Source organism: Streptomyces sp. 8L (genome assembly GCF_020176795.1).
GTDB lineage: Bacteria > Actinomycetota > Actinomycetes > Streptomycetales > Streptomycetaceae > Streptomyces.
On record NZ_JAIUKE010000661.1, the window covers coordinates 1 to 4943 of the forward strand.

Below are 4943 nucleotides of genomic sequence, written 5' to 3' on the forward strand. Positions count from 1 at the left end.
CCCGCGCGCCGCCCCCCCCCGCCCCCCGGCCCCGCCCGCCCCGCCCCCCCGCCCCCCCCCCCCCCCCCCCCCCCCCCCCCCCCCCCCCCCCCCCCGCCTCCGACCCTCCGGACGTTCCGGACGCTCCGGGCCGCCGGGGACCCTCCGGACCTCCGCGGAACACAGCGTCGAGGGGTGAGCACCGCGTGTGACGGGGCTCACCCCTTTTCCGGTTCCCTATCGGCGCTCGAAGGACAAGTCTTGTCAGGGCCTCTCCTCTGAGAAGATGGCGGTCCGGCCGGGAGGGAGCCCAGACATGGACGACAAGGAAGCGCTCAGAGTGGGCGCCGCCGTCCGCAGGCGGCGCAGGTCCCTGGGGTTGACGCTGGCGGCGGTCGCCGCCCGCAGCGGGCTGTCCGTACCGTTCCTCAGCCAGATCGAGAACGAGCGGGCCCGCCCCAGCACGCGTTCCCTGGAGCGCGTCGCGGACGCGCTGGAGACCACGCCCGCCGCGCTGCGCGCCGCCGCGGACTCCGCGCGCACCGTCGACGTCGTACGGGGCGACTGCGGCGCGGGCTCCGTGGTCCCCGGCATCCGCCGGGTCGTGCGCGGCGGACACCAGCTCGGCGCCAAGGAGTACACCGGCGAGCAGGACACCGGCCGCGAGTACCAGCACCGCAACGACGAGATCATGTACATCGCGGACGGCGCCGCCGAGGTCGAGGCCGAGGGCCGCTCCTACCTGCTGGAGCGCGGCGACACGCTCTACCTCTCCGGCGGTGTGCGGCACCGCTGGCGCACCACGGAACCCGGTACGCGCATCCTGGTGGTCGCCGTGGCTGAGCACATCGACGCCACCTTCGACCGGGACCGCTGAGCGGGGTCCCGCGCCGAGCGCCCGCGCCCGCGTCGTCTCCCTGGTCCCCTCCCTGACCGAGGCGGTCGCCGAGAGCGCCCCCGGCCTGCTGGTCGGTGCCACCGACTGGTGCGTGCGTCCCGCGGGCCTCGACGTCACCAGGATCGGCGGCACCAAGAACCCCGACACCGGCGCGGTCCTCGCGCTGCGCCCCGATCTGGTGATCGCGAACGAGGAGGAGAACCGGGCACCGGACCTCGACGCCCTGCGCGCCGGTGGCGCCGAGGTGCTGGTCACCGAGGTCAGAACGCTGGAGCAGGCGTTCAGCGAGCTCACCCGGGTCCTGGTGGACGGATGCGGGCTGGCCGGCCCGCCCCGCTGGCTCTCGGAGGCCAGGGCCGCCTGGGAGGCGCTCCCGCCACCGGGCGCCGTCCGGCGCGCGATCGTGCCCGTGTGGCGCAGGCCCTGGATGGTGCTCGGCCGCGACACGTTCGCCGGCGACCTGCTCGCCAGGCTCGGGGTGTCCAACGCCTACGGGGACCACGCCGAGCGCTACCTGCGGGTGCCGCTGGAGGAGCTGCGCGCGGTGGGCGCCGACCTCGTGGTCCTGCCGGACGAGCCGTACCGCTTCACGGCGGACGACGGCCCCGAGGCGTTCCCCGGGCTGCCCGCCGCGCTGGTCGACGGCCGCATGCTGACCTGGTACGGGCCCTCACTGGTACGGGCCCCCGGGTCCCTGGCCGCGGCGCTGCGGGCGGCGTGCGGCTGAGGTTCTCCGCGCTGCGTGCGGTGTGCGGCTGACGTTCTCCGCGTTCCCGGGGAGCGCGGCCCGTGCTTCAGCCGGCCGCGGCGCGGACGAAGTCGGCCATGACGCGGGTGTCGTCCGCCATCTCCGGATGCCACTGCACCCCGACGACCCAGCGGTGCCCGGCCAGTTCGACCGCTTCGACGGTGCCGTCGGCGGCCACCGCCGAGACGGTGAGGCCCTCGCCGATCCGGTCGACCGACTGGTGATGCTGACTCGGCACCCCGAACCGGCCGGGCACCAGCCCCGCGTAGCGGGTCCCGGGCAGCGCGGTCACCGGATGCGCGCCGAACTGCCCCGCGCCCTCGCCCACATGCCCCTCCATGTGCTGCACCAGCGTGCCGCCCAGCGCCACGTTCAGCAGCTGCATGCCCCGGCAGATGCCGAGCAGCGGCTTGTCCGCGGCGAGCGCCGCCGCGATCAGGGCCAGCTCCCACGCGTCCCGCTGCCGCGCGGGCGGCCCGGTGCGCGGATGCGGCTCGGCCCCGTAGCGCCAGGGCTCGATGTCGGGCCCGCCCGCGATCACCACGCCGTCCAGCCGCGCGACCACGGCGGACGCGGTGGCCGGGTCACCGGGCGGGAGCATCGCGGCGAGGCCCCCGGCCCGCTGGACGAGCGAGGGATATCCGAGCGGCAGCAGGGCTGCGGGCATCCGCCAGGGCCCCCACGCGGCAGAGTCCTCCCGGTAGGTGCTGATGCCGATCAACGGGGTCATCTCGTCTCCTCCCGGGCCGCCGTCCGGCCACAGGTCCTCGTCCGTGTTCCAAAGGTCCTCATACGGACCATCCGCTGCCGCTGCCGCTGCCGCTGCCGCTGCCGCTGTTGCCGTTGCCGGGGCGGGGACCGGGGTCGGCCCCGGCCTCCGGCCGCCGCGTTCCGGAGAGGAAGCCGCGCAGCAGGGCCGCCGTGCCCGCGCAGTGCTCCCGCGCGATCTCCCGCGCCTCCTCCGCGTCCCCGTCCAGGACCGCGCCGACCAAGGCGGTGTGCTGGTGCTGCGAGTGCTCCAGGTTGCGCACGAGCAGCGGGATGCAGTCGAGGAGATCGTTGACGCGGGAGCGCACGGCCGCGTACTGGGCCGCCAACGTGGGCGCTCCCGCGAGCCCCGCGAGCGTCAGGTGCAGCAGCGTGTCCCGCCTGCGGTAGTCGCCGAGCGGTGCGTCGTGGGTCGCCGCCAGCGCGGCGCGGAGCCGCTCCGCGCGCTCGCCCGTCAGCCCCTCCGCCGCACACAGCCCTGCGGCGCCCGTCTCCAGCACCTCCCGGAACCGCAGGACATCCTCCAGATCGGTGTCCGCCGCCCGCCGCCGCAGCTCGTCGGTGCCCGCACTCGCACTGCCCGCGCCCGACCCCGGACCGGGCCTCGGGCGTACGAACGTCCCGCCGTACCGTCCCCGCCTGCTCTCCACGAGCCCCTGGTCGGCCAGGACCTTGAGCACCTCGCGCAGGATGACCCAGTTGACGCCGAGCCGCTCCGCGAGCTCCCGCTCGGCGGGCAGCCGGCCGCCCGGCGCGACGAGGCCGAGCCTGACCACCTGGAGTACCTGCTCCAGAGCCTCTTCGAAGCCGTTGCCCGCGCGAACCGGCCGCAGCACCGGGGCCAACCCGTACGCCGCCCGGTCCGCACCCTCTCCGGCGCCCTCGCCCGCGTGCGCGTCCGCCTCGGCGCCGGGCCCGCCGCCCTGCGCCACGCTGGGGCCCTGCGCTCTTCCCAACCAAAGGTATCAGCCTATACCTTAAGGTCTCGGCCGACCGAAGGAGCAGGCATCCCCGTGGCAGACCGCACACCCCCGCTCTCCACCACCGAGCTGGCCGCCCTCGTCGGCGTGGGCGAGGTGGACACCGTCGTCCTCGCCTTTCCCGACATGCAGGGCAGACTCCAGGGCAAGCGCTTCGCCGCGCCGTTCTTCCTCTCCGACGTCCTCGACCACGGCGCCGAGGGCTGCGCCTACCTGCTCGCCGTCGACACCGAGATGAACACCGTCGACGGCTACGCGATGGCCTCCTGGGAGAACGGATACGGGGACTTCGGCCTCCGCCCCGACACCGCCAGCCTGTGCCGCATCCCCTGGCACCCCGGCACCGCCCTCCTGATGGCCGACCTGGTCCAGGGCGACGGCTCGCCCGTCCCGGCCGCGCCCCGGCAGATCCTGCGCCACCAGCTCGGCCGCCTCGCCGAGCACGGCCTGACGGCGCACGCCGGCACCGAGCTGGAGTTCATCGTCTTCAAGGACACCTACGAGCAGGCGTGGGACGCACGCTACCGGGGCCTGACCCCGGCCAACCAGTACAACGTCGACTACTCCGTCCTCGGCACCGGCCGCGTCGAACCGCTGCTGCGCCGCATCCGCAACGAGATGGCGGGCGCCGGCCTCACCGTCGAGTCGGCGAAGGGCGAGTGCAATCCGGGCCAGCACGAGATCGCCTTCAAGTACGACGAGGCCCTGACCACCTGCGACCACCACGCCGTCTACAAGACAGGCGCCAAGGAGATCGCCGCGCAGGAGGGCGTCTCGCTGACGTTCATGGCCAAGTACGACGAGCGCGAGGGGAACTCCTGCCACATCCACCTCTCCCTGCGCGACGCCGAGGGCCGTTCCGCCATGGCGGGTGACGGGCCCGGCGGGATGTCCCCGCTCATGCGGCACTTCCTCGCGGGACAGCTCGCCGCGCTGCGGGACTTCGCCCTCCTGTACGCGCCGAACATCAATTCGTACAAGCGCTACCAGCCCGGCTCCTTCGCCCCCACCGCCGTCGCCTGGGGCCACGACAACCGCAGCTGCGCGCTGCGGGTCGTCGGCCGCGGCGCCTCGCTGCGCTTCGAGAACCGCGTGCCGGGCGGCGACGTCAACCCGTATCTCGCCGTCGCGGGACTGGTGGCCGCCGGGCTGTACGGCGTCGAGCACGAGCTGGAACTCCCGGACGCCTGCGCGGGCAACGCGTACGAGGGCGACTACGCGCGGGTGCCCGCGACCCTGCGCGAGGCCGCCGAACTGTGGAGCGAAAGCGTCCTCGCGCGCCACGCGTTCGGCGAGGAGGTCGTCGCCCACTACGCCAACATGGCGCGCGTCGAGCTCGCCGCCTTCGACGCGGCCGTCACCGACTGGGAGCTGCGCCGCTCCTTCGAACGCCTGTAGAAGCCGCAGAAGCCGCGCGCCGCACGCGGCGGCCCCGCAGGCCACACCGGCCCCGCAGACCGCACAGGGGCCACGCAGGCCCCGCAGGGAAAAACAGCCCCCACGCAGGGAACACACACCCCCCACGCAAGGAGCGGACCGCGCCCATGCCCCGCCACCACCACACCACCGA

5 protein-coding genes are annotated in these 4943 nt (G+C 74.8%); 3 read left to right on the top strand and 2 right to left on the bottom strand.

Annotated elements, in window-relative coordinates:
• The first annotated feature begins 295 nt into the window (after positions 1-295).
• Both LCE31_RS36685 and LCE31_RS36690 read left to right on the top strand, forming a co-directional pair.
• On the top strand, positions 296-856 hold the full coding sequence (locus tag LCE31_RS36685; protein ID WP_225022303.1) for a helix-turn-helix domain-containing protein: 561 nt from the start codon (positions 296-298) through the stop codon (positions 854-856).
• Positions 857-896: 40 nt separating this feature from the next.
• Positions 897-1604, top strand: coding sequence for a helical backbone metal receptor (locus LCE31_RS36690; protein ID WP_225022306.1), 708 nt, complete (start codon positions 897-899; stop codon positions 1602-1604).
• A gap of 67 nt (positions 1605-1671) precedes the next feature.
• Here the strand turns inward: LCE31_RS36690 and LCE31_RS36695 are convergent, their stop codons facing one another.
• Complete coding sequence (locus tag LCE31_RS36695; RefSeq protein WP_225022304.1) at positions 1672-2355, bottom strand: gamma-glutamyl-gamma-aminobutyrate hydrolase family protein; 684 nt, start codon at positions 2353-2355, stop codon at positions 1672-1674.
• A 58-nt stretch (positions 2356-2413) separates the two neighbouring features.
• Positions 2414-3325: a FadR/GntR family transcriptional regulator gene (locus tag LCE31_RS36700; protein WP_374118677.1), complete on the bottom strand. Its 912-nt coding sequence runs from the start codon at positions 3323-3325 to the stop codon at positions 2414-2416.
• A gap of 81 nt (positions 3326-3406) precedes the next feature.
• On the opposite strand from LCE31_RS36700, the gene LCE31_RS36705 reads away from it, so the two are divergent.
• On the top strand, positions 3407-4771 hold the full coding sequence (locus LCE31_RS36705) for a glutamine synthetase family protein (RefSeq protein WP_225022305.1): 1365 nt from the start codon (positions 3407-3409) through the stop codon (positions 4769-4771).
• The last annotated feature ends 172 nt before the right edge of the window (positions 4772-4943 follow it).

Coding starts and splice junctions, on each gene's coding strand:
- LCE31_RS36695 (WP_225022304.1), bottom strand. CDS start 2,355: ATGACCCCGTTGATCGGCATCAGCACCTACCGGGAGGACTCTGCCGCG.
- LCE31_RS36685 (WP_225022303.1), top strand. CDS start 296: ATGGACGACAAGGAAGCGCTCAGAGTGGGCGCCGCCGTCCGCAGGCGG.